The sequence below is a fragment of the Chitinophaga sp. sic0106 genome (assembly GCF_019219075.1).
Taxonomy (GTDB): domain Bacteria; phylum Bacteroidota; class Bacteroidia; order Chitinophagales; family Chitinophagaceae; genus Chitinophaga.
The window spans coordinates 416,502-438,157 of record NZ_JAHUWJ010000001.1; the positions used below are offsets into that span (position 1 = coordinate 416,502).

The following is a 21,656-nucleotide window of genomic DNA, read 5'->3' on the forward strand; positions in this document are numbered from 1 at the left end:
TATTTCTGATGCGCTTAATTACAGCCGGTATTTCAGTAGAGACGGGCTGCGTCCGTCTCACCGCGATCAGACGGGCGCAGCCCGTCTCTGCTGAAGGTTGGAAATCGTTATAAAAAAAAGCGCGGAACACATCGTGTTCCGCGCTTTTCACTATTCTGTTTTGCTGGCTCTCAGCAAAGTTTCTTTTTCATCTGCGGTGAGAGAGGTGATGCCGTTGGCGCTAATCTTTTCAAGTATTTCATTGATGCGCTGCTCTGGCACTTTCCCTACTTTTTTGTAAGGAGCTTCACCATTGGCTTCACCAGCGGATGCTTTCAGCATTTCCGCAGGAATAGTTGCCTGTGCCGGCGGATGGAACATATGTGAAAACCTAAATGCTATTTTGTTGTAACCGCGGCCCCAGTCGTTTCCTTTCTTCCACTGCTGCATGTAGATGCCACCAGCAATAGCGCCACCAGCAAGCATTGGCAGGTAAACCACTGCACCCGGAGTGGTAAAATGTGTACCCAGCGTAAGTGCCAGGTAAATAGTCGTGATGATCCATAACGGAATACCGCCGCCGGCCAGTAATGGGAAAATGCGGTAACCCGGTGCAAAAACGGTGACGCCTATGGCAATGGCCATTACGCTACCAGCCGCACCCATATAGCCTCCGCCGGCAGATAATGCCTGAAAGCCCGGAATAAACTGCATGCCCAGTACAAAGAAGATATTGGCAACAATACCACCGAAAAGATATAAAGGTACTATACGCAGGTAACCAGCGAGGTGCTGCAGTATGGAACCGAATACCCACAACCACACCATGTTGGAAAAAATGCTTGCCACCTGTATCTGTGTAAACATGGCGGTCAACAGCGTCCACGGGCGGGCCAGCGCCAGCGCAGGGCTGGAGGGAACACGGAGGTAAGCAATAATGTCCTGGTAGAAACGAGGTTCTCCCACATCTTCCATTTTATATATTACCAGTGTAAAGAAGAGGAATATATATATCGTAAGATTGATGACCAGTAACTGCGTTACCATATTCTTTCCAGCTCCCAGTGAGAGCCCCGACAATTTCTCTTTTTCGAGGGTATGCATGGTATCAAATGTTTTCTCTGCAAAAATACGCCATAATACCGAAGCCTTGGCGCGTTAGAATAATTTCCGGTTCCAGTTGCGAAGCAGGAGGTAGGCAAACAAAGCACCACCAAGGTGGGCGATATGCGCTACGTTGTCGCCTGCGGCATTCTGAATCTGGAAGTATAGTTCCGCGATAATCAGAATACCTACAAAGTATTTCGCACGGATGGGTATGAAAAAGTAGGTGATGTATTCGTTCGGATACATGTAGCCGAAGGCGAACAAGGTACCATAAATTGCTCCGGAAGCGCCCACCATGGAGGAATAGGTGATGTTTATCCGCATGTAATCTTCAATCTGCGCCTTTGCCAGCTCTATAACCCACGGCTCTTTATTAGCGAGGGCCATGCGTAAACCATCCATGTCAAACTGACTACCGCCAAGGTTAAAGCGTTTGTCGATGATGGCAAAATTTTCTGCTGTAGGATGATCAAAGAATGCCTGTGCTTCGTTGGCTAGTTTGGTATAGTCGTAAGTAAGCCAGCCCATATAACACATCGCTGCCCCAAGGCCACAGATGAGATAGAACAACAGAAAGCGTTTTGAGCCCCATCGTTCCTCCAGTGTGGACCCGAAGAGCCAAAGGATCAGCATATTGCCCGCAATGTGCCATGGTCCGTTAATGGCATGCATGAACAGGTGGGTAACAAACTGCCATGGCTTAAACAACTCAGACTTCCAGTAATGCAGCGCAAACAGGTCATCCAGATTGTAGGAAAACCGGTAGGCCGCCGTCATCTGTACCAGCCACACGAGTGCGTTAATGATCAACAGATTTTTTATCACCGGTGTCAAATGAAATCCCCTGGGCCTGAACGTATACATCTTAGCTAAACTTATGATTTTATTTATTCGCTCTTTTCTTCAGCAGCACCACGTTTTCAATGTGGTGGGTGTGAGGAAACATATCTACAGGCTGCACCTTTTCCACAGTGTACATCTCGTCCAGCAGGGCGAGATCACGTGCCTGTGTAGCAGGATTACAACTCACATATACAATTTTGGGCGCACCTATTTCCAGTAATTTGTTCACCAGTTTTTCGTGCATGCCTGCCCGTGGCGGATCGGTAATAATTACGTCCGGCTGTCCGTGATGCGCAAAAAAGGCGTCGTCACAGATGTCCACCACATCGCCTGCATAAAACTCAGCGTTGCTCACGTTGTTCATGGCGGCGTTTTCGCGGGCATCGTCGATCGCTTCTTTGATCAGCTCAATGCCTACCACCTTTTTAGCCTGGCGGGAAACAAAAATCCCGATGCTACCTGTGCCGCAATACAGGTCATATACAATTTCCGAACCGGTAAGTCCGGCGAAGTCACGCGTTACCTTATATAACACTTCACCCTGGTAGGTGTTGGTTTGGAAGAAAGATTTTGGACCGATCTTAAAAGTAAAGTCTTCCAGTTTTTCCTCCGCATATCCTTTACCAAAGTAGGTTTTAGGTTCCAGGTCGAAGATAGAATCGTTTTTCTTCGGGTTTACCGTATACAGCAGCGTGGTAATGGCCGGAACGGTTTTCAGGAGGTGGTCCATCAGGGCGATCCTGTTGGCCTTGTCCTCATAGTGAATAACCAGGTTCACCATTATTTCGCCGGTGGTACACAAACGTACTACCAGGTTGCGCAGCCAGCCTTCCTGTTGACGGATGTCGAAGAAAGTGAGGTCATTGGCGATCGCGTATTCCCGGATGGTGTTACGGATCAGGTTTACCGGTTCCTGCATAAGGTAGCAGGTATTGATATCCAATACTTTATCAAATAATTTTGGTACATGGAAACCCAGTGCCGGCTTTCTCGGAATTTCTCCGTCGTTAGCCCTGATTTCCGCGTCTGTCAGGTAGGCTTTGTTGCTGAAGGTAAACTCCAGTTTATTCCGGTAATGCTCGGTGAATTTAGAACCCAGGATAGGGCTCATTTCCGGCAGCTCCAGTTTGCCGATGCGCGCCAGGTGGTCCGCCACCTGCTGCTGCTTGTATTCCAACTGCAGGCTGTAAGGCATCATTTGCCACTTGCAGCCGCCACAGGTGCCGAAATGCTCGCAGAAAGGCGTCACCCGCTTATCAGAATAGGAGTGGAAGTGTACCGCTTTACCTTCGGCCCAGTCCTTTTTGTTCTTGCTAAGACGTACATCCACCACATCACCGGGCACCACACCGCCTTCAATGAATATCACCTTGCCGTCTATACGGGCCAGGGCCTTACCTTCTGCCGCATAAGCAGTAACAGGTACGTTTTCTAAAACAACATTTTTTTTCCTCACGGCTGCAAAGGTACAGTGATTTTAAGATTTTGGGGTATTTTTACCGATACTTAGATATATCCTATGCGTAGACTGCTATTCATGCTCGTTTCTGCGCTGATATGCCAAAGCCAGCTAATGGCACAAGGGTATCAGCTGACTGTAAAACTCAAGAATTATCAACAGGGAAAGCTCTTCCTGGGCCATTACATGGGTAAAAGTACCTATCTGACTGATTCCGCCGAGATATCCCCGGCAGGAGTAGCGGTGCTGAAAGGGAAAACCCACCTCAATTCGGGGATTTATCTCCTGGTAATGCCGGATAAACAACGCTACCTGGAAACCCTGATCGATAAAAATCAGACGTTTGAAGTATCACTGGATACCAGCGACTTCGTCAACAAAACGGCGTATAAAGGCTCACCAGATAATGATCTCTTTGTAGCCTATAATAAATTTCTGCTGCAACAGGATGCGGAAAGTCGCGCTATACAGGCGGACATGAAAGTGGCCAAAACCACTGCCGATACCACCAAAGCACAGGAACGCCAGGCAGCCCTGATGAAAAAAATCAATGAGTACCGGGAAAAATTCATCACCGAACACCCCGGGACCATCCTCACTACTATATTTAAAGCCATGAAAGAGCCGGTAGTGCCACCAAAGCCTGCCAGCGAAGACTCTTCCTTTGCCTACCATTATTTCAAAAGCCATTACTGGGATGAAGTGGATCTCACATCCGACAGACTGGTGCGCACACCCGTGCTGGAAGCCAAGCTGCAAAAGTACTTTACCCAGTTGGTGGTAGCCATGCCGGATTCTATCAATGCGGATTGCGATGCCATGATCGCACGTACCCGTAAGAACAAAGAAGTGTTCAAGTTTGTGCTCTGGTGGCTGACCTATAATTATGAGTCCTCACCGTACATGGGTATGGATGCAGTGTTTGTGCACCTCGTAGAGAAATATTACGTACCCGGAGAGGCGTTCTGGCTAAATGATGAGCAGCTGAATAAAATTGTAAGCCGTGCCTATTCCATTGCTCCGAATCTCATCGGTCAGCAGGCCGCCCCGCTGGAGTTGAAGGATACCGCTTCCAAGGCTGTTTCACTATATAAAACACAGGCAAAATACACCGTGCTGGTGTTCTGGGACCCAACCTGCGGACATTGCAAAACAGAAATTCCAAGGCTGGATTCTGCCTACAACAGCCGCTGGAAGCAGCTGGGCGTGAAAATGATCGGCATCAAAACAGAAGGTACTAAAGAGGAGTGGCTGGGCTTCATCAAACAAAATCATATCACCGGCTGGATTCACGCATGGGACCCTGAATCCACCAGCAACTACCGGCGACTGTACGACGTGTATTCGACACCGGTAGTATACCTGCTCGATGAAAAGAAAAAGATTGTGGCGAAACGTTTAGGTGTGGAACAATTAGATCAGTTTCTCTCCAGAAGTACCACTTCCACCGTTGCAAATTAATAGTAGAGGCCGCTGAAAAGCGGCCTCTTAGTTCATTGTATATCAATTACTTAAACAAAATTTTAACGTTATTGGCATAGTCTTTGGTTTTGGGCAAATCGAACCAAACAACATCCATTATGCTCAAAAAGAAGATTATTTTGTCGATCGCCGCGGTATGTATTTCTTTTGCTGCAATGGCTCAGGCGCGGATAGGTGTGAAAGGTGGTTTAAACCTTAGTACAATCACCGTTGATAACTCCGGCTCCGTTAAAGACAATCAGATGCTACCAGGATGGAACCTTGGTGTTGTGGCCGACTTACCATTAGTTCCGAGAATTCTTTCCTTCCAGCCGGGCGTTTTTTATTCTACCAAAGGGTCTAAAATAGACATTGGTGATAAGGACAATCCGACTGTTGCAAATCCATATGTAAGTCTGAAAACCAATCCATCTTACATAGAAATTCCTTTAAACTTCGTGGGTAAAATTCCAGTGGGCGCACACACCAGCATCTTTGGTGGGGTGGGACCTTACTTTGCCTTTGGGGTAGCCGGTAAAAACAAAGTGGAATCCAATACCGGTACAGGCTCCATTACCACCGTTTCCAATAACATCAAGTGGGACGATGATACTCCTTTTAATGGCGGAGATCCAAACTATGGTTACGACAAGCTGAAAAGATTTGACTGGGGCGGTAACGTACAGGTAGGGGTGGAAACCCACAACGTTTTAATTGCTGTCCAGTATGGTTTAGGATTTGGCAAACTGCAGTCAGGCGCGGATAATAGTACCGACGATAAGGGTAAAAACCGGGTGCTGAGCTTCTCCGTAGGTTATCTTTTCGGAGGTAAATAGTTAAACAATTTCGTCACTGCTTTGTATATAGAGCATGCAAGTAATCAGGCATTTGTTTAAATCAAACCTCAAGTGATCCGGTGTACAGGCATTGCCTGCTGCCTGCACACCAAACAAAAACCCAAAAAGATGAAAAAGTTATTGTTATCGGTTGTTGCGTTATTGATCGCCAGCATATCCTTTGGTCAGGCCAAATGGGGTATCCTTGCGGGTCCTAACTTTTCCAGCGTAACATATGAAAATCTCGGTGCCTTCGGGTTTACCAGTAAAGAAACCAGTAAGATCCTGACCAGTTTCAGAGGTGGGATCACCGTGGATATACCCATTGCCGAGGACTTTTCCATAGGTACCGGGCTGTTATACGCCGGTAAAGGTGGAAAGTTTAAGAATTCTGATGTAAAAGTATCACTCAGCTACCTGCAATTACCCATCATGTTCCAGTTTACCCCAGAAGTAGGTAACGGTAATCTCGTATTGGGTGTAGGTCCCTATTTCGCCGTTGGTTTAGGGGGTAATTACAAAAATACTATTACGGGAGATGTAGGGGCTTTCGATGATGAAGCCGGCTTCGCCAAGCTAAAACGCTTCGATTGCGGTGGTACCCTGCAGATAGGTTACCAGATGCCAATGGGCTTGTATTTTGGCCTGAATGGTGATCTCGGATTCGTAAATGCGGCTGATAATACAGACAATAACCGCAAGTTCAAAAACGCTTCTTTCGGCGTTTCGCTGGGTTATAAATTCAGCGGCAGATAATATTTATATAATCTGTTATATGTAAAATAATTGAAAATTAATTAAGGTCGTTAGTAGATAAAAATACTAACGGCCTTTGTGCGTTTTATAGAGATTATTTCAAACCTTTGCGTAAGTTTTTCGTTTGTATTCAAGTTCCAACTTTCTATAGTGACGATTAAATCCCAAATGTCCTATTCATGAAAAATTTTACGCTAGCAGTAGCAACTGCTTGCCTGACTGTATCTGTGGCATCAGCGCAGGTCAGTTTAGGAGTGAGAGGTGGCTATGTAAACTCCAATTTGTCGATCACTTCGGGCAATTCACAAACAGCGGTTCCGGGAACGGAGGCCGCGGATAACTGGAACGTTGGACTGGTGGTGAACATTCCGTTGACCCGGCAATTGTACCTTCAGCCTATCGTGAACTATGAGGTAAAAGGTGCTAAACTGAATCCTGTTACCAAGCCGCCGGCAGGCGCTTTCTCTACTGCCACCACAAAAGTAAAGCTGCAATATATTACCCTACCGGTAAATGCAGTCTACAAGGTGCCGGTTGGAAATGCCAGGTTAGCCTTCGGGCTAGGGCCCTACGTGGCTTACAGCCTGAATGCAAAGTATAACCTGGCCGTTTACGATGATGGTAAATTAGTACAGGATGCTTACCAGTCAATTGATTTTGCCAAGTCCCCGAATGTCCCCAACAGTACCATGCAGCTAGGCCGCTGGGACGTTGGCGGTAACGCCCTTATCTCCCTGGAAATGAATAACTACATTACCGTAGGAGCTAACTACAGTCTGGGTTTGCTTGACATTGACAAATCCGATGACCTGAAAATTACTAACAGGTCCTTTGGTATTTCTATCGGTGTGTTATTAAACCGGGAGGACTGGTAGCACATCAGAAAATAGTTGCGAGCAATGATCGTCGTTATTTAGGACTACCTGCGGGTGGTCCTATTTTTTTTAGGGAGACGTAGGGGCATCTTTTCCGGGAGGCGTCAATATATCAGAACGGGCTTCCCTGGGGAGGGAAACCCGTTCATTGGACAGTTAAATTAAAAGTGTGACAGTTATAGGGATATGCCACTATGTATCTACATAATGGCATTTTTCATTTAGGAAGATATTGGTGCTGCTACATGATAGCTGCCACGGCATCGCGCACCACCTTCGGTTTACCCAAGGTGTAATAATGGAGAATAGGCACGCCAAATTGTTTCAGCTCTCTGGATTGCGCAATCAGCCATTCTGTACCCAACTGCTCCACCTCCTTATCGGTTTTGCATTTCAGGATCTCGTTGGAGAACTCCGTAGGGATATCCACATTGAAAATCCTGGGCAGGATATTCAGCTGCTTCTTGGAGGTCAGTGGTTTCAGGCCTGGAATAATCGGAACCGTGATCCCGATTTCCCGGCATTTATTCACAAAATCAAAGTATTTCTGGTTATCAAAAAACATCTGGGTAACGATGTAATCAGCTCCTCCGTCCACTTTCCGCTTCAGGTTGGCCAGGTCGGTTTGCATGTTAGGCGCCTCAAAATGTTTTTCCGGGTAGCCGGCCACGCCAATACAGAAATTGGTTTTAACCCCGCTTTGCAGGTCATCTTCCAGGTAGATGCCATTGTTCATCTGCACCACCTGCCCGAGTAATTCACTGGCATAGCTGTGGCCATGAGGATCAGGCTCAAAAAAAGACTCATTTTTTGGGGCGTCGCCTCTGAGTACCAATACGTTATCAATTCCAATGAAGGCCAGGTCAATCAGCGCATTCTCTGTTTCCTCCCGGCTAAAGCCGCCACAGATGAGGTGTGGTACGGTATCCACATTGTAGTGGTTCATCAGGGCCGCACAAATACCTACGGTACCGGGGCGTTTTCTGATTTCCACCTTCTCGAAGCTGCCATCGGCCTTTTTCTTGAACATATGCTCGCTGCGGTGGTACGTAACGTTAATAAAGGCCGGTTTAAACTCCATCAGCGGGTCCAGATGGTCGTATATGGAGTCGATACTCTTACCTTTCAACGGGGGCAGTACCTCAAATGATACGCGTGTATCTTTCGCCTGGGCTATATGTTCAGTTACTTTCATGTTATTGGCTGGATATTGTGGATGCAAAATTAATTGATCCCCTTAAAATAGTGTTTTTTGATCTTATGATAACTATAACTAGGCCAAGTGGATGAATTGTTTAATTTTGCTAAGTTTCAAAATATGGCACTAAGAATACATACAGACCAGCTTGTAAAGAAATACGGCGCCAGAACCGTGGTAAACCACGTGTCTGTCGAAGTATCTCAGGGCGAAATCGTAGGGCTCCTGGGCCCTAACGGTGCGGGTAAAACCACATCTTTTTACATGGTAGTAGGCCTGATCAAGCCAGATGAAGGTAATGTTTACCTCAACGACTTGAATATCACCAAATTACCTATGTATAAGAGAGCCCAGATGGGTATAGGCTACCTCCCGCAGGAAGCCTCGGTATTCCGTAAACTGAGCGTAGAAGATAACATCTCGGCAGTTTTGGAAATGACCAACCTGAAAAGAGCTGAGCAAAAAGAAAAACTGGAAGCATTGCTGTCAGAGTTCCGACTCACACACGTGCGTAAAAGCCCGGGTGATGTACTGAGCGGTGGTGAACGCCGCCGTACAGAAATTGCGCGCGCACTGGCAGTAGATCCCAAATTTATACTCCTCGATGAGCCATTTGCCGGGATTGACCCGATAGCTGTGGAAGATATTCAGTCGATTGTAGCCAAACTGAAGTACAAAAATATCGGTATTCTCATCACAGACCATAACGTACAGGAAACCTTGTCCATCACCGACCGCGCATACCTGCTGTTTGAAGGGAAGATACTGAAGTCCGGCTCCGCTGAAGACCTGGCAGAAGATGAACAGGTAAGAAAAGTGTATCTTGGCCAGAATTTCATTTTGCGCCGTAAGAATTACCTGGACGAAGCAGCTAAACAATAAACCATTCCACAGTAATCCTATTATGCGAATTTTAAGTCCTGCAATATCACAGTTGGCCAGATTACGTATGGGGCGCATCGCGCATTTCATGCAGTATCCGGTGCAAGTGCAACAGCAGGTATTTCAGAATCTTATCTCTGCCGCTCAGTATACCGAATTCGGAAAACAACACGGTTTCTCCAAAATATACAAGATCGACGAGTATAAGAAAGCTGTTCCTATTCATACCTATGATACCATCAAACCCTATATCCAGCGGGTGATGGAAGGCCAACAGAATGTAATCTGGAATACTCCCATAAAATGGTTTGCCAAGTCCAGCGGTACCACCGCCGATAAAAGCAAATTCATTCCCGTAACCGTAGAAAGCCTCGATGAGTGCCACTACCGCTCCGGCAGAGATGTACTCACCCTATATTATAATAACTTCCCCGATTCAGATGTGCTCACCGGCAAATCCCTCGTGATCGGCGGAAGCCACCAGGTGAATAAATTGTCGGACGACAGCGACTCCTACTTCGGAGACCTCAGCGCTGTGATGCTGCAAAACATGCCGTTTTACGGGAACATGATCCGCACGCCCGACCTTTCCATCGCCCTGATGGACGAATGGGAAGAAAAAATTGAGCGTATGGCCAATGCCGTTATACATGAAAATGTAACCAGCATCGCCGGCGTTCCCACCTGGACCATCGTACTGATCAAAAGAATATTTGAGCTCACCGGCACAGATAACCTGGCCGATGTATGGCCTAATATAGAATTATATATGCACGGCGGCGTGAGCTTCACGCCCTATCGCGAACAGTTCAAAAAACTGATCCGCAAGCCGCTGATGTACTACCAGGAAACCTATAACGCCTCCGAAGGATTCTTCGCCGCACAGGATGTTATAGGTGAAGAAGGATTACTCCTGTTCCTCAATCATGGCATCTTCTACGAGTTTATGCCGATGGAAGAACTGGGTAAGGAAGAGCCGCGCACCCTGCAGCTCCAGGAAGTAGAGCTGGGTAAAAACTATGCACTGGTGATCAGTACCAATGGTGGCCTATGGCGCTATATGGTGGGGGACACCGTTCAGTTCACCTCATTGCTCCCTTACCGGATTAAAGTAAGCGGCCGCACCAAATCCTTTATCAACGCCTTCGGGGAAGAAGTGATTGTGGAAAACTCTGATACCGCCATTGCACAGGCCAGCGAAGCTACCGGCGCTATCGTGAACGACTATACGGCGGCACCGGTATATTTCAGTGATAACGGCAACGGTGGCCACGAGTGGCTCGTGGAATTTGATAAGGCGCCGGACAATATGGAACACTTTATCGACGTTCTTGACGGCACACTTAAAACCATTAATTCTGATTACGAAGCTAAAAGGCATAAAGATATCGCACTGGCACGCCCATTGGTACATGTAATGCCACAAGGCACCTTCTGCGAATTCCTGAAAAGTAAAGGAAAGCTCGGAGGACAGCACAAAGTGCCACGCCTCAACAACGACCGTAACTATCTCGAAGAGATCCTGCGGTTTGCCAAATCAAATATGAACGCTTAAAAACCTATCAACTATAACATGAAATTACTGGAGAACAAAGTAGCGATTGTAACTGGTGCCAGCCGTGGTATCGGAGAGGCTATTGCACTGAAATTTGCAGCACAAGGCGCCAACGTAGCTTTCACATATGTAAGCTCCGACGAGAAAGCGAAAATTCTTGAAGATAAACTCACCGCTTTAGGCGTAAAAGCGAAAGCGTATAAATCCAACGCAGGCGTATTCGAGGAAACCGAAACATTGGTGGCAGATGTACTGAAAGAATTCGGTCAGATCGATATCTGTGTAAACAATGCCGGTATTTCCAAAGACAACCTGTTACTCCGTATGAGCCCTGATCAATGGGATGATGTGATGAACATCAACCTGAAGAGCGTGTACAACATGACCAAACAGGTAATCCGCCCGATGATGAAAGCTAAAAGTGGCTCCATCATTAACATGAGCTCTGTAATCGGTATCATGGGTAATGCAGGCCAAAGCAGCTATGCCGCTTCTAAAGCAGGCATCATCGGCTTTACCAAATCTATCGCACAGGAAATGGGTTCCCGCAATATCCGCGTAAACGCCGTAGCTCCTGGCTTCATTGAAACAGATATGACCAGCTATCTCAAAGAAGGAGATGCTGCCAGCAACTATATTTCTCAAATTCCACTCAACCGCTTCGGTACTCCTGAAGATATCGCCAACGTTTGCCTGTTCCTGGCTTCTGACATGAGCAGCTACGTTACCGGACAAACGCTGAGCACCTGCGGTGGACTTTGCATGTAATTACTATATGACTGATAAGTTATATTAATAAAAAACGCGGACCTAAGTCCGCGTTTTTTATTATACCAAAGTGTCGTATCTTTTGCCGTACAGTGAACCGGGGATAATCCCCAGCCAGCCATACTTTGGAGCATAAAACCTTAAATATCAGACGTGAGAGTAGTGAATTAACCGACTTTGAGTATTTATTCAAGGTACACTATGATGCGCTCTGTACTTTCGCCTTTGATTTTGTGGGTCGCCGTGAGCTGGCAGAAGAAATTGTCCAGGAAACCTTCCTGAAAATATGGGAGCGCTTTGGTGAATTGCAGATTGAAGTCTCCGAAAAAGCCTACCTGTATAAAGCGGTACAAAATAATTGTCTCAATTGCCTGAAGCAGGATAAAATCCGCCAGCGCTATGGTTCGGAGCTATTGCAGCAAATCGAGTCACGGACCTCCCTGATGAATCTGAGTCTCCACACACCAGTAGAAAAACTGGAACACAATGAAATGGTAGGCATGGTAGAAAAAGCCATCCGCCGCCTGCCGCCGCAATGCCAGGATATTTTCCGGCTAAGCCGGTTCGAACAACTCAGCTACCCCGAAATATCAAAGCAGATGGGCATCTCCATCAACACCGTCAAAACACAAATGACCCGCGCACTAAAAAAACTGCGGGATGATCTGCTCCCTGTCCTGAAGCCAAAGGAGTAGCTGAAAATTTTTTTTCAGCTTGTCACCCTGTTCATGCAGGAGAATTGTCTTACACCTGTTTTATTCTTGTTATGACTAACTATTCGCACGAGGAAATGGATGAACTGATTGCGCAGTTCCTGTCGGGAAACGCTACCGCGGCCGAACAGCAGCAATTGGAAGACTGGATTGAAGCCAGTGCGGCTAACCGCCTGCACTTCCTCGAACTGCGTGAAACGTGGCTGGCAACCGCCCGTACCGGCAATTATGACGCCCTCAGTGCCTGGCAGGAAATGAGCACTCAGCTATCTCCCAAACCGGTATGGTATGCCGGATGGAAGAAAGTAATACGTATAGCCGCCTCGTTTATACTGCCTTTTATTTTTGGCGGAAGTGCCGTCCTGGCCTGGGTGTACAAAGGTAAAACCGCCTCCACCGATGGATTGGTGACTATCACCAGCCCCAAAGGTGCCACCACCAGGATTGAGCTCTCTGACGGTACAGAAGTATGGCTCAATGCCGGCAGTAAACTGCAATACGCACATTCCTATAATGGACTGCGCCGCGAAGTGAAACTGGAAGGGGAAGCCTTCTTTAAGGTACATACGAATCCTCAGAAACCCTTTACCGTAAAGGCGGCCGACCTGAGGATACTGGCGCTGGGAACAAGTTTTAACGTAAAAGCCTATCCGGAAGATAAAACAGTGGTCACCACCCTGATCGACGGAGAAGTGAAAATCGATGGCTCCGCCACCAGCAAGCCTTTTAATATGATGATGCGGCCACATGACCATGTCGTTTATCAAAAACCTGTCACGAACAATGAAAAACAACTGCCGGCGGCGGCCCCTGATAACAGCCATTCAACCACGCCGGTAGCAACGAAAGCAGTGGATAATACCGAAGTATATACCGCATGGAAAGACGGTAACTGGATCGTAGAAGCACAAACCTTTGCCGAACTCGCAATCACAATGGAAAGAAAGTTCAATGTACAGGTGATTTTTCAGGACGAAGCACTGAAGGCTTATAAATTCAGCGGTACCTTCCGCCAGGAAACCCTGGAACAGGTACTGAACATTTTAAAATTAACCGCACCACTCCAATACACGATAGACAAGGGAACTGTTAGGGTGTCGGTAGATCAGCTATTAAAAGAAAAGTATTCAAATGCCCTGAAATCGGGCAGGTAATATCAGTGAAAAATGAAAAACAATTTAATCACCTGTAAAAAATATTCATGCACGATATGAACAACTAAAAAAATTGGGGTAATGCGACTTACCCCAATCAACGAAAATCACCTGATGCAGCCGGGTCTTTGCGACGGACCCGCTGTCGTAAAATTCGTTTAACTAAAATCTTTACAAGTTTATGAAATCCACTTCAAACCTGGCGGAATTTATCTGCCCCAGGCGAAAATTATTGCTTATGATGAAAATGACGAGTCTGTTGATTTTCGCAGGATTTATACAGGCTTCCGCGTCCACGTATGCGCAGGACCGTATTGCATCCTTGTCAGCCGATAACAAGCGGGTGAAGGATGTATTCAAGCTGATAGAAGGCAGCAGCAAATACCGCTTCTTCTACAACGAAGATTTCTCCGATCTCAACAAAGCTGTAACCATCGATGTAAAAAACAAAAATATAGATGATGTATTGGGTATGTTATTCGACAAAACCAACGTCACCTATCGCGTATTGGAAAACAACCTGGTAGTGATCACGCCTGCCTCAAAAGCAGTGGCAGAAAAGATCTCCGGTAAAGTAACCGATGCCAAAACAGGTGAGGCACTGCCTGGTGTAACCATCACCGTGGAAGGCAGCAGCACAGGTGCCGTAACAGATGGCAACGGTACCTTTGCACTCAACGCACCTAACGCCAATGCTACACTGGTAGTCACCTACATAGGCTACATCCAGCAGAAGATCCGACTGGAAGGCCGCAACGAGGTGAATATTAAACTGGAGCCAGATACTAAAAAGCTGGATGAAGTAGTAGTGATGGGTTATACCACCACCACCGTTAAAAACCTTACTGGTGCAGCACAGGTAGTAAATGCCGCCAAACTCAAAGACGTTACCGCCAACAGCATGGATAAAATGCTGCAGGGTAAAGTATCCGGTGTGTTTGTAGGTAGCAGCTCCGGAGATCCTTCCGCAGCACCATCTATCCGTATCCGTGGTAACGGTACCCTTACCGCCGGTAATGCACCGCTGATCGTAGTGGATGGTATCATCGGTGGCTTGCCTAACCCGAGTGATATCGAGTCAGTAACTGTTTTGAAAGATGCTGCCGCCACCACTTTATATGGTGCCCGTGCCGCTAACGGTGTAATGGTGATCACCACCAAAAGAGGTAAAGCAGGTAAATCGCAGACCACCTTCCGTACCAACATTGGCGCCGCCCAGCTCAACAACGGCAACTTCCACCTGATGAATGGTGCCCAGTTGTTTGACCTGCAACAGGCCGCCGGTGCCAACATGGACCCAAGCATCCGCAACCTCAATACCGACTGGCAAAAACTCGCCTTCCATACCGCATCAAATCAGAACTATGAACTGAGCACCAGCGGTGGTAGCGAAAAAACTAAGTTCTATCTCGGCGGTAACTACTATAAAGAAGACGGTATCCTCAGAGGTACAGGACTGGAGCGCTTCAGCGGCCGGTTGAACCTCGACCATAACATCAACGATAAGTTCCGTATCAGCGCCAATTTTGCCGCTTCGCAGCAAAACGACCACGATAATTCCGGCGGTTCGCTGTATCAATACTACACCAACAACCCATGGGATAATCCATATGATGCAAATGGAAAACCTATCAACCCCGTATTTGTAGACACCTGGTACAACAGGGACAGATCCAACTTCCTGTATGACCAGCAATATAACTACGATACCAGGAAACGACAGTCCCTCGAAGGGTTGTTTAAACTGGAATATGATATCACCAAATGGTTGTCATTCAGCAGCACCAATCGCGCAGAATCATATCATTACCGCGAAGAATACAATGGCGATATCAGAACATCAGCTGGGGGTGATGACCTCGGAAACTTGTATCAGGGCTATATCGATTCAGCCGCATATATTAGTTCCAACCTCCTGAAAGCAAGATATACCATCAAAAAAGATCACCACATTGATGGATTGCTCGGTGCTGAATTCCAGACGGTGAATTTTCAGGCCGGCGACGCTACCGGTAAAGGTATTCTTCCAGGCAGAGATGTAATGGACGCTGCCGCAACCCCACAAAGCATAGGAAGCAGCAAAATTGACCGTGCATTCAATTCCTACTTTGTACAGGCTAATTATAACTACGCATACAAATATTATTTCACCGGCTCTTTCAGACGTGATGGTTCCTCCCGCTTCGGTGCAAATAATCAGTACGGTAATTTCTTTGCCTTCGGTGGTTCATGGGCCGCTTCAGAAGAAAATTTCATCAAAAATATCAAACAGATTTCCAACCTTAAACTGCGCGCCAGCTACGGTACCACAGGTAATGCCAACATCGACGATTACCTGGCAGTTGGTTCCTATGCAGCCACTGCACAGTATAATGGTTTGCCATCCGTTTATCCGTATAGGTTAGATGTACCAAATCTCTCCTGGGAAAAAGCCTATAATACCAACATAGGTATTGACCTGGGACTGTGGAACCGCCTGAACCTTACAGTGGAACTCTATCAAAAAGATAACAAAGGCCTGCTGTTCAACGTACCACTGCCAGCAAATGCCGGCTACCCGTATATTCCTATGAACGTGGGACAGGTAAGGAATAAGGGACTGGAAATTGCTATCAACTCAGAGAACCTGATTGGCAAATTTAAATGGAGCACTGATTTCAACATCGGCTTCAACAAAAACCGGGTAATAGCGCTCTACGGTGATCAATCACAAATCATTGATCCTGCCAGCGGCTACTTTGCCCTGCAAACAGGCCAGGACATGCGTACCTTCTATATGCGCAAATGGCTGGGTGTGGATCCTGCAAACGGAAACCCGCTGTGGGAACAGGTTACAACTGATCCGGCAACGGGGAAGGTTACCAGAACCGCTACCAGTAACTATAACAGCGCCACTTTACAAAACGTAGGTTCGGCATCTCCCAAATTCTTTGGCGGTATCAGAAATACCTTCGGATATAAGAATTTCCAGCTGTCCGCATTCTTCACGTTTGTATCCGGCAACCAGATTTACAACAGCACCAGAGAGCTGATGGATAACGACGGCGCCTATGCACAATACAACCTGATGCAGCTGGATAAAGACTGGAGCCGTTGGGAAAAACCAGGTGATAACGCCACCCATCCTAAATACACTTTAAACGGAAACAATAACTCGCACAAGCCATCCTCCCGTTTCCTGGAAGATGGTAGCTACCTGCGCCTGAGAAACGTGAACCTGAGCTACTCCCTTCCGCAGGAATGGCTGCAGCGCATGAAAATCGGCAACGCAAGAATTTCTGTTGGCGGCGATAACCTCTGGACACTCACCAAATTCTCAGGAATAGACCCTGAGGTGGATGATCGTGGCATCAATAGTTTCAAGTATCCTATTGCCAGGAAATGGTTTGCCGGTCTGGAAATTAATTTTTAACAGGTATTAAAAGAGATTACGATGAAGCATATATCAAAATATTTCGCAGGACTTTCACTGGTGATGCTGGCTGCTTCTTGCTCCCTCAAAAAAGATCCGCATGATGCAGTACCAAATGAAGATGTAAAAAATCCAGCTTCCTGGCAGAACGCAACAGACGGTAACTATGCACTTTTAAAAGAAGAAAATTTCACCCGTAACTACTGGCAGATAGGGGAGTTTCCAAGTGACGATATCGCATTGAGCGGTACTACCACTGACCCGCTTTTTTACTCCTATACTTACGGACACCTGACCAACCAGGGCAACACTTCCGCCTACTGGCGCGCAGCATACAGGACCATTAACGGCTGTAACCTGCTGCTGGCAGAAATGAAAGAAGGCACCTCCGCAGATGTAGACCAGATGATGGGGGAGAACCTGTTTCTCCGCGCCTTCGTACATCACAGCCTGGTGCGCACTTTCGGCCGCCCTTATCAGCAATCGCCGGAAACCAACCTGGGTGTACCGGTAATCACCACAGCTGATATAACGGCAAAGCCTAAACGCAATACAGTTAAGGAAGTATACGACCAGGTGATTGCAGATTTGCAGAAAGCTAAAGACCTGATGACGGAAGACAGAAGCAACAGCTATGCTTCTAAAAACGTTGCGATGGCCATGCTGGCAAGGGTATACCTCTACAAAGGCCAGAATGATTCAGCATATGCCTACGCAGATTCTGTGATCAGATCAAACCACTATTCACTGGTGCCTACCGTGGACCTCGCGAAGTATTATACCAAAGGGAATGAAGACAATAAGGAAACTATCTGGGCGATCCATCATACCGCACAGGATGATAGAGACTGGTCGTCCATCGGTTCCATGTACTATACCTCCCCAAGTGGCCTTGGCTACGGCGAAATCTATGCGTCAGAAGCCTATCGCAAACTGCTGGATAAATATCCGGAAGATGCCAGACATAGCTTTGTGCAGCCGGTAGTAATTAAAAAAGCTAACGGGCAGGACTCTACGGATATCAATGGTAACAAGGTAATCGCCACCCGTGGTAAAGCCGGCGGTATCCAGGTGCAGAAGTGGTATATCCTCAAGTTCTCCAACCAGGATAACATCCCTACGCTCAGCTCTCCGGTAGTATTCCGCCTGGCAGAAATGTACCTCATCAGGGCAGAAGCAGCGGCTAAACTGGGTAATAACAACCAGGCCATTGAAGATGTGAACACGATCCGTACCCGCGCAGGACTCAGCGGTAATGCACTCTTCACCACCGCCGACCTGAAAGGCTACGCCTCCGTGCTCGACGTGGTGCTCGACGAAACCCGCCTGGAGCTTGCGTTTGAAACACATCGTTGCTTTGATCTGTTCCGTAACAACAAAAATCTGGTGAGAAATTATCCCGGCTATCACCCGGTAAATCCTCAAACAATTGAGTATACCAACCTAAGGGTAGTACACTATATCCCCGAACAGGATATCGTACTAAACCCTAACCTGGCGCAAAACCCATAAGAATAACCATATACTATGAAAGGCTCCCTACGTAAGCAGGGAGCCTTCTCTTTTACCGTTTACACAGTCTTTGTAGCTATTCGCTGATTTTTTCTATATTTTTCGAAGATCAATTTATACTTCATGCTAAATCATCAACCTCACCACTTATTCCTTAAAAGAGGATTGATCCTGGCTGGACTTAGTATGGGCTTGTTTGGCACCACTATGGCGCAGCAGCTCAAATATACTTCCGGGAACAATTCGTGGAATGCCGACTCCCTGGGAAACCAACGGGTAGTGGTTACTTTTAATGGAACTGGAAACGCTGCCAGGGTGGTAATCCCCTGGCGCCGCCGTGATGAAAATCCAGCCGGCAAACGTATTATCATCCAGGATGCAAAAACAAAACAACCGGTAGCAAACGTAAAAATGCTATCGCTCAACCGTGAACAAGGAGACATTATTTTTGAACCCACCTCCGGCAAAGGTGAGTACTACATTTACTATCTGCCGTATCAAAATGAAGGTCGCGCCAACTATCCACAAGGCGTATACCTCGCACCTGCACCCACTGCTAATGCTTCCTGGACTAACGCACTACCCGACAACCTGAGGCCAAACACCACCGTGAAGGCCATGGAATCAGTGGATGAGTTCAACAGCTTTTACCCAATGGAGGTAATAGCTACCACAGCAGAAATGAAATCGCTGCTGCTGAAACATCCCGGTGCCGGTTACCTCGTATTCCCCGAGGACAGAGCCTTTCCGGTAAAAATGACGGACGACATCCCCCAACGCTGGGTGCAGAAAGGGCCGTCGCAGACATTTCAGGGGCAGGCGGATAAAGGAGAGTACTATGCTTTTCAGCTGGGTATTTACGCACGTAAAGACCTTAAAGATATACAGGTGCGCTTTTCCGACCTGAAAACCGCCGATGGTAAACAGATTCCGGCCGCTCAGCTGAGCTGCATCAATACCACCGGCACCACTTACGATGCCAGGCCCTTTACCAATATGGTAGATGTGGCCTCCGGCAAAGTGCAGGCGCTGTGGTGCGGTATTGACGTTCCGGCTAACGCACTACCGGGTGTTTACAAAGGCATCGTTACCGTGCAGCCCGAAGGGGCACCAGCTATGCCGGTACGTGTAACCCTTACCGTTACCGCTAAAACAGCTGTTAACAGCGGGTATAACGAACCCTGGAAGCAAACCCGCCTCAAATGGCTGAACTCTACGCTGGCACAGGAAAATGCAGTGATCGCACCTTACACGCCGCTTGTGATGACCGACAGTGTCATCTCTTTCCTGGGTCGTAAGGTAGGTATCAACAAAGATGGGTTCCCTGCGCAGATACAAACTTTCTTTACGCCGGAAATGACCGGTACCACGGATAAACCCCGTAACCTGATCATCGAGCCGCTGCACTTCCACTTCATCGGCGCGGCTACCGGCAAGGATCTGAAATGGACCAGCCAGGGCTGGAAGGTAACCTCCCGCGATAATGGAAAAATTACCTGGCATGCCGTGAACACCACCACCGGCTTACAAATGGACGTGGATGGTTCCCTGGAATTTGACGGACATATGGAGTACGTGGTGAAAGTAACCGCCACTGAAGAAGTAGCCCTGAAAGATGTGACTTTCCATATTCCCTTCGATACCACCGTGGCCAAATACATGATGGGCCTGAATCAGAAAGGAGGGCTCCGCCCGCAGCTGGTAGACTGGAAGTGGGACGTAGCACATAAAAACCAGGATGGCGCCTGGGTAGGGGATGTGAACGCGGGGCTGCAATTTACCCTTCGTGACGAGCACTATGTTCGCCCGCTGAACACTAACTTCTACCTGCAAAAACCTTTACTGTTGCCTGCTTCGTGGGGTAACGATCAGAAAGGCGGGATCACCCTCGGGCTGAAAGGCAAGTCCATACTGGCTAACGCTTATACCGGCACCCGTACCATGAAAAAAGGGGAGGTGCTTTATTACAATTTCAACCTGCTGATAACGCCGTTCCATACACTGAACACCGATTTCCAGTGGTCCAACCGGTTCTATCATAAGTACGCCAACCCGGATACCATCAAGGCTACCGGCGCTACTGTGGTAAATATCCACCATGGCAACGAAATTAACCCATGGATCAACTATCCGTTCATTGAATGGAAGAAAATGAAGGACTATATTGATGCAGCACATAGCAAAGGGCTGAAGGTGAAGATCTATAATACGGTGCGTGAGTTGTCCAACCACGCCTGGGAAACCTTTCCGCTGCGTAGTCTGGGCCATGAAGTATACAGCCCTGGCAAGGGTGGTGGCTTCTCCTGGCTACAGGAGCATGTGGGCAAAGACTACATCGCCGCCTGGTTTGTGCCGGAGTTTAAAGATGCTGCTATCATCAACAGTGGCATGAACCGCTGGCATAACTACTATGTGGAAGGCATGAACTGGCTGGTGCAAAATGTGGGCATCGACGGTATTTACCTGGATGATGTGGCGTTTGACCGCGTAACCATGAAGCGTATCAAGCGTGTACTCACGCAGGATGGGCACCCTGGTATTATCGACCTGCACTCGGCCAATCAATATAATAAGTCGGATGGATTCCAGAACAGCGCCATGTTGTACATGGAGCATTTCCCTTACCTGAACCGGCTTTGGTTTGGTGAGTATTTCGATTATGAAAAGAACGGGCCTGATTTCTTCCTGACGGAGGTGAGTGGTATCCCGTTTGGCCTCATGGGCGAAATGCTGCAGGATGGCGGAAACCCGTGGAGGGGCATGGTGTATGGCATGACCAGTCGTATGCCTTGGTCCGACAATGCTGATCCGCGTGGCATCTGGAAGGTATGGGACGATTTCGGTATCCAGGGTTCCCGCATGGTGGGCTATTGGGTAGATGGTAATCCTGTAAAAACAGATAATCCACAGGTACTGGCCACGATCTATCGTAAGAACGGGGCGGTATTGGTATCCCTGGCCAGCTGGGCTGGTGGGGAAACTTCCGTGCATCTGAATATCAACTGGCAGGAGCTGGGCATCGACCCGGCAAAGGCGGTGATTACGGCGCCGGATATACGTAATTTCCAGCAAGGACAAGTGTTTGCAAAGGATGCCGCCATACCGGTGGCACCTGGCAAGGGCTGGCTGCTGATCATAAAATAAAT

Annotated in this window: 16 protein-coding genes; 12 read left to right on the top strand and 4 right to left on the bottom strand. The window is 47.6% G+C overall.

What is annotated here, in order from left to right; genetic code table 11:
- Window positions 1–150: 150 nt before the first annotated feature.
- From KW844_RS01740 to rlmD, 3 genes are read right to left on the bottom strand one after another with little or no spacing between them, the layout of a single operon-like run.
- The gene (locus KW844_RS01740; protein ID WP_218374980.1) at window positions 151–1,083 is read right to left on the bottom strand and encodes a rhomboid family intramembrane serine protease; all 933 of its coding nucleotides are present in this window, start codon (window positions 1,081–1,083) and stop codon (window positions 151–153) included.
- Between the two features lie 54 nt (window positions 1,084–1,137).
- Complete coding sequence (locus KW844_RS01745; protein WP_218374981.1) at window positions 1,138–1,950, bottom strand: rhomboid family intramembrane serine protease; 813 nt, start codon at window positions 1,948–1,950, stop codon at window positions 1,138–1,140.
- Between the two features lie 19 nt (window positions 1,951–1,969).
- A complete protein-coding gene (gene rlmD / locus KW844_RS01750; RefSeq protein ID WP_218374982.1) occupies window positions 1,970–3,385 on the bottom strand; it encodes a 23S rRNA (uracil(1939)-C(5))-methyltransferase RlmD in 1,416 nt (471 codons plus the stop codon).
- 63 nt (window positions 3,386–3,448) lie between these two features.
- On the opposite strand from rlmD, the gene KW844_RS01755 reads away from it, so the two are divergent.
- The 4 genes from KW844_RS01755 (at window position 3,449) to KW844_RS01770 (ending at window position 7,316) form a co-directional block, all read left to right on the top strand.
- Window positions 3,449–4,849 carry a TlpA family protein disulfide reductase gene (locus KW844_RS01755; protein WP_218374983.1) on the top strand — a complete coding sequence of 467 codons (1,401 nt, stop codon included), beginning with the start codon at window positions 3,449–3,451 and terminating at the stop codon, window positions 4,847–4,849.
- 119 nt (window positions 4,850–4,968) lie between these two features.
- Window positions 4,969–5,685 carry a porin family protein gene (locus KW844_RS01760; protein WP_218374984.1) on the top strand — a complete coding sequence of 239 codons (717 nt, stop codon included), beginning with the start codon at window positions 4,969–4,971 and terminating at the stop codon, window positions 5,683–5,685.
- Window positions 5,686–5,814: 129 nt separating this feature from the next.
- Window positions 5,815–6,441 (top strand): porin family protein, encoded by a 627-nt coding sequence (locus tag KW844_RS01765; protein ID WP_218374985.1) that lies wholly within the window; start codon window positions 5,815–5,817, stop codon window positions 6,439–6,441.
- A gap of 179 nt (window positions 6,442–6,620) precedes the next feature.
- Window positions 6,621–7,316, top strand: coding sequence for a porin family protein (locus KW844_RS01770; RefSeq protein WP_218374986.1), 696 nt, complete (start codon window positions 6,621–6,623; stop codon window positions 7,314–7,316).
- A 241-nt stretch (window positions 7,317–7,557) separates the two neighbouring features.
- Here KW844_RS01770 and KW844_RS01775 read toward each other — a convergent pair whose 3' ends face one another.
- Complete coding sequence (locus tag KW844_RS01775) at window positions 7,558–8,511, bottom strand: methylenetetrahydrofolate reductase (protein ID WP_218374987.1); 954 nt, start codon at window positions 8,509–8,511, stop codon at window positions 7,558–7,560.
- 123 nt (window positions 8,512–8,634) lie between these two features.
- Here KW844_RS01775 and lptB point away from each other — a divergent pair, with 123 nt between their 5' ends.
- From lptB to KW844_RS01815, 8 genes are all read left to right on the top strand, one after another.
- Complete coding sequence (gene lptB / locus KW844_RS01780; protein ID WP_218374988.1) at window positions 8,635–9,396, top strand: LPS export ABC transporter ATP-binding protein; 762 nt, start codon at window positions 8,635–8,637, stop codon at window positions 9,394–9,396.
- A gap of 52 nt (window positions 9,397–9,448) precedes the next feature.
- Window positions 9,449–10,951, top strand: coding sequence for a GH3 auxin-responsive promoter family protein (locus KW844_RS01785; protein WP_255578104.1), 1,503 nt, complete (start codon window positions 9,449–9,451; stop codon window positions 10,949–10,951).
- Window positions 10,952–10,969: 18 nt separating this feature from the next.
- A complete protein-coding gene (gene fabG, locus KW844_RS01790; protein WP_218374990.1) occupies window positions 10,970–11,719 on the top strand; it encodes a 3-oxoacyl-[acyl-carrier-protein] reductase in 750 nt (249 codons plus the stop codon).
- A 125-nt stretch (window positions 11,720–11,844) separates the two neighbouring features.
- Entirely contained in the window at window positions 11,845–12,414 is a 570-nt protein-coding gene (locus KW844_RS01795; protein ID WP_218374991.1) for an RNA polymerase sigma-70 factor, read from the top strand.
- 71 nt (window positions 12,415–12,485) lie between these two features.
- Window positions 12,486–13,586, top strand: coding sequence for a FecR family protein (locus KW844_RS01800; protein WP_218374992.1), 1,101 nt, complete (start codon window positions 12,486–12,488; stop codon window positions 13,584–13,586).
- 181 nt (window positions 13,587–13,767) lie between these two features.
- The gene (locus tag KW844_RS01805; protein ID WP_218374993.1) at window positions 13,768–16,998 is read left to right on the top strand and encodes a TonB-dependent receptor; all 3,231 of its coding nucleotides are present in this window, start codon (window positions 13,768–13,770) and stop codon (window positions 16,996–16,998) included.
- Between the two features lie 21 nt (window positions 16,999–17,019).
- Entirely contained in the window at window positions 17,020–18,510 is a 1,491-nt protein-coding gene (locus tag KW844_RS01810; RefSeq protein WP_218374994.1) for a RagB/SusD family nutrient uptake outer membrane protein, read from the top strand.
- Between the two features lie 123 nt (window positions 18,511–18,633).
- Window positions 18,634–21,654 (top strand): glycoside hydrolase domain-containing protein, encoded by a 3,021-nt coding sequence (locus tag KW844_RS01815; protein WP_255578105.1) that lies wholly within the window; start codon window positions 18,634–18,636, stop codon window positions 21,652–21,654.
- The last annotated feature ends 2 nt before the right edge of the window (window positions 21,655–21,656 follow it).

Bases quoted from the DNA above. Each gene is read 5' to 3' on its own strand.
- KW844_RS01770 (WP_218374986.1), top strand. From the start codon at position 6,621: ATGAAAAATTTTACGCTAGCAGTAGCAACTGCTTGCCTGACTGTATCT.
- lptB (WP_218374988.1), top strand. From the start codon at position 8,635: ATGGCACTAAGAATACATACAGACCAGCTTGTAAAGAAATACGGCGCC.
- KW844_RS01805 (WP_218374993.1), top strand. From the start codon at position 13,768: ATGAAATCCACTTCAAACCTGGCGGAATTTATCTGCCCCAGGCGAAAA.
- KW844_RS01815 (WP_255578105.1), top strand. From the start codon at position 18,634: ATGCTAAATCATCAACCTCACCACTTATTCCTTAAAAGAGGATTGATC.
- KW844_RS01760 (WP_218374984.1), top strand. From the start codon at position 4,969: ATGCTCAAAAAGAAGATTATTTTGTCGATCGCCGCGGTATGTATTTCT.
- KW844_RS01810 (WP_218374994.1), top strand. From the start codon at position 17,020: ATGAAGCATATATCAAAATATTTCGCAGGACTTTCACTGGTGATGCTG.
- KW844_RS01775 (WP_218374987.1), bottom strand. From the start codon at position 8,511: ATGAAAGTAACTGAACATATAGCCCAGGCGAAAGATACACGCGTATCA.
- KW844_RS01755 (WP_218374983.1), top strand. From the start codon at position 3,449: ATGCGTAGACTGCTATTCATGCTCGTTTCTGCGCTGATATGCCAAAGC.
- KW844_RS01800 (WP_218374992.1), top strand. From the start codon at position 12,486: ATGACTAACTATTCGCACGAGGAAATGGATGAACTGATTGCGCAGTTC.
- KW844_RS01745 (WP_218374981.1), bottom strand. From the start codon at position 1,950: ATGTATACGTTCAGGCCCAGGGGATTTCATTTGACACCGGTGATAAAA.
- fabG (WP_218374990.1), top strand. From the start codon at position 10,970: ATGAAATTACTGGAGAACAAAGTAGCGATTGTAACTGGTGCCAGCCGT.
- KW844_RS01740 (WP_218374980.1), bottom strand. From the start codon at position 1,083: ATGCATACCCTCGAAAAAGAGAAATTGTCGGGGCTCTCACTGGGAGCT.
- KW844_RS01765 (WP_218374985.1), top strand. From the start codon at position 5,815: ATGAAAAAGTTATTGTTATCGGTTGTTGCGTTATTGATCGCCAGCATA.